Annotated in this window: 1 protein-coding gene; it reads left to right on the plus strand. The window is 71.2% G+C overall.

The genetic code is table 11. The features are described 5' to 3' along the window. Positions 1-4,045 (plus strand): amino acid adenylation domain-containing protein (locus ABZ434_RS35975; RefSeq protein ID WP_359146290.1); only part of this gene is annotated, 4,045 nt, incomplete at both ends.

Raw genomic sequence — 4,045 nt, forward strand, 5'->3', positions numbered from 1 at the left:
ACCTCGAATACCTCCGCCGCGCAGACGACCAGGTCAAGATCCGCGGACACCGCATCGAACTCGGCGAAATCGAAACCGTCCTCACCGCACTCGACGGAATAGACCAGGCAGCCGTCATCGTCCGCGACGACCGACTCATCGCCTACCTCGTCGGCACCACCGACACCACCACAGCACGCACCCACGCAGCCAACGCCCTGCCCGACTACATGGTCCCGGCCGCATTCGTCACCCTCGACGCATTCCCCCTCACCGCCAACGGCAAGCTGGACCGCAAGGCCCTGCCGGAACCGGAGTTCACCGCTGCCGCCCAGAGCCGCGCCCCCAGAACGCCGCAGGAAGAGATCCTGTGCGGACTGTTCACCGAGGTCCTCGGTGTCTCCGGCATCGGGATCGACGACAGCTTCTTCACGCTGGGCGGGCATTCACTCCTGGCCACCCGCCTGGTTTCCCGCATCCGCAGCGCGCTCGGTGTCGAGCTGCCCGTGCGCCGGCTGTTCGAGGCACCTACGGTCGCCGGGATCGCCACGGCGCTGCGCAGTGCCGACGCGGCTCGCGACGCCATGACCGCCGGTCCGCGCCCTGCGCGCATCCCGCTCTCCTTCGCCCAGCGGGGGCAGTGGTTCCTGCACCGGCTCGAAGGCCCCAACGCCACGTACAACCTTCCGGTCGCCCTGCGTCTCACGGGCCCTCTCGACCACGCGGCGCTGCGTGCCGCGCTCGCCGATGTCGTGGCACGGCACGAAGTGCTGCGGACCGTGATCGCCGAGGACGGGGAGGGCGCCCACCAGGTGGTCCTGGCCGCCGCCGAGCCGCCGTTGACGATCGAGCGGATCGCCCCCGACGCGCTGCGGGAGGCCCTGCGCACGGCCGCGGGCCACACGTTCGACCTCACGGCGGAGTTCCCGATCCGGGTGACGCTGTTCGAGACCGGGCAGGACGATCACGTACTGCTGCTCCTGATCCATCACATCGCGGCCGACGAGTGGTCGTTCGGCCCGCTGGCCCGGGACCTGACCGCCGCCTACGCGGCCCGCACAGCAGGGAACGCCCCTGCCTTGCCGCCGCTGCCCGTGCAGTACGCGGACTTCACCCTGTGGCAGGGCGAGGCACTCGGCTCCGAGGACGATGACGACAGTCTCATCAACCGCCAGCTGCGCCACTGGGAGGAGGCACTGGCCGGCCTGCCGGCCGAGCTGGACCTGCCGACCGACCGGGCCAGGCCGACGACGCCGTCCCATCGGGGCGGGACCGTCGAGTTCGAGGTGTCGCACGCCCTGCGCGAGCGCATCGAGGCGGCGGCCCGCGAGCACCGGGCGAGCACCTTCATGGTGGTGCAGGCCGCCCTCGCCGTGCTCCTGTCCCGCCTCGGCGCAGGCACCGACATCCCCATCGGATCGCCCATCGCCGGCCGCACCGACGACGCCGTCGAAGACCTCGTCGGCTTCTTCGTCAACACCCTCGTCCTGCGCACCGACCTCGCCGGCGACCCCACGTTCGCCGAGCTCCTCGACCGGGTCCGGCAGACCGACCTCGCTGCCTACAGCAACCAGGACGTCCCCTTCGAACGGCTCGTCGAGCTGCTGAACCCGGAGCGGTCCGCTGCCCGGCACCCGCTGTTCCAGGTGCGACTGGTGGTGCAGAACGCGGACCCGCTCGGTTCCGTCGGCGGCGCGCTCGCCCTGCCCGGACTGGCCGTGTCCGCGGTGCCGACCGAGGACGCGGGCTCCAAGTTCGACCTGCTGTTCCGGCTCTACGACAAGCCCACAGGCGGCATGGGCGGCGTACTCGAATACAGCGCCGACCTGTTCGACGCCCCCACGGCCCGGTCTCTCGGCGAGCGCCTTCTGCTGGTACTCGACGGAGCGCTGACGGCTCAGGACCGACGCATCAGCCGGATGGACGTGCTGACACCGGCCGAGCGGCACCAGGTGCTGCACGAGTGGAACGACACGGCACGCGACGTGGAACCCGCGAGCGTGGTCTCCCTCTTCGCGGCCCAGGTGGCGCGTACTCCGGACGCCACCGCCCTCGTCCACGCCGGCACTTCCCTCACCTATGCCCAGCTCGACGCACGCAGCGACCGGCTCGCCCGGCTCCTCACAGAGCGCGGTGTCGGCCCGGAGCGGTTCGTGGCGGTCGCGCTTCCCCGGTCCACCGAGCTGATCGTGAGCCTTCTCGCGGTCCTGAAGGCGGGCGGCGCCTATCTGCCGCTCGACCTGGAGTACCCGGCGGAGCGGCTTCGCTACATGCTGGCGGACACCTCGCCCGTCCTCGCCCTGACCAATGACGAATGGTCCGGCCTGGTGCCCGGTGTCGAGACTCTGCTCCTCGACGCCGCGAAGACGCAGACCGCACTGGCATCGGCGGACGGGATTCCGGCGGACCCGACAGGCCCGACGGGTCCGGTATCGCTGCAGCATCCCGCCTACGTGATCTACACATCGGGCTCGACGGGCCGGCCCAAGGGCGTGATCGTCGAGCACCGCTCGGTGGGCGCGTACCTCCAGCGCTCCCGGCACTCCTATCCGGACGCTGCGGGCGGGGCGCTGCTGCACTCACGGATCGCCTTCGACCTGACCGTCACCGCCCTGTACACGCCGCTGGTCTCGGGTGGCTGCGTGCGTCTCGCCGACCTCAGCGAGGAGCCGGCCGGCCATGCTTCCCGCCCGGCCTTCATGAAGGCCACTCCGAGTCACCTGCCGCTGCTCGATACGCTCCCCGACGCCGCCTCCCCGTCCGGCACCCTCGTCCTCGGAGGTGAGCAACTCCTCGGCGAGAAGCTCGCCGAGTGGCGGGAGCGACACCCCGGCGCGACGGTCGTCAACGCGTACGGCCCGACCGAAGCCACCGTCAACTGCACGGACTTCACGCTCGCACCGGGCGTTCCGACGCCCTCGGGCGCCGTCCCCATCGGCCGCCCGTTCTGGAACACCCAGGCCTACGTCCTCGACGCGGGCCTGCAGCCCCTGGCGCCGGGAGTGGCGGGCGAGCTCTACATCGCCGGCACCGGCCTCGCCCGGGGCTACCTGGGCCGCCCCGACCTGACCGGCGAGCGCTTCGTGGCCAATCCCTACGGGCCGGCCGGTTCCCGGATGTACCGCACGGGCGACCTCGCCCTGTGGAACGTCGACGGACAGCTGCAGTACGCGGGCCGCGCCGACCAGCAGGTGAAGCTGCGCGGGTTCCGGCTCGAACTCGGCGAGATCGAGGCGGTGCTGCTGGGCGTCGAGGGCGTACGGCAGGCTGTTGTGGTGGTCCACGAGGACGACGCGGGCGACCAGAGCCTCGTCGCGTACGTCGTCGCGGCGGCCGGTGCCGACACGGTGCCCGGTCTCCTGCGTTCACACGCCGAACGGCAGCTCCCGGACTACATGGTGCCCTCGGCGTTCATGCTGCTGGACGCGCTGCCGCTCACGCCCAACGGCAAGCTGGACCGGCGCGCGCTCCCCGAACCGGTGCACGGCCCGGACGCCGAGGCACCGGACCTGCTGGCCGGACACGGCTCGCACAACCCGTGGGAGGAGGCCATCGGCGGGCTGTTCGCCGATGTCCTCGGCCTGGAACGGGTCGGCGTCGACGACAACTTCTTCGACCTCGGCGGGCACTCCCTCCTCGCCATCCGGCTGCTCGCCCGGGCACGTTCGGGCCTCGGCATGGAGCTTTCGGTCCGCGACATGTTCGACCACCCGACGGTGGCCGGGCTCGCCAAGCTGATGACGGTGGCGGGCCGCTCGGGCCAGGGTCTGGTGGCGGGTCCGCGTCCTGAGCGGGTGCCGTTGTCGTTCGCCCAGCGACGGCTGTGGTTCCTCCAGCAGTACGATCCCGGCAGCTCCCTCTACAACATCCCCGTCGCCCTGCGCCTGACCGGAAACCTCGACACCGCAGCCCTCGAAGCAGCACTCGCCGACGTCGTGGAACGCCACGAATCCCTGCGCACCGTCTTCCCTCAGGACGACGAAGGCGGCTACCAGGTCATCCTCAAGGACGCCCGGCCCGAACTCCACCACATCACCTCCGGCCCCGACCGCCTGGACACCGACCT

This window comes from Streptomyces sp. NPDC005761, assembly GCF_040630635.1.
In the GTDB taxonomy this organism is placed as follows: domain Bacteria; phylum Actinomycetota; class Actinomycetes; order Streptomycetales; family Streptomycetaceae; genus Streptomyces.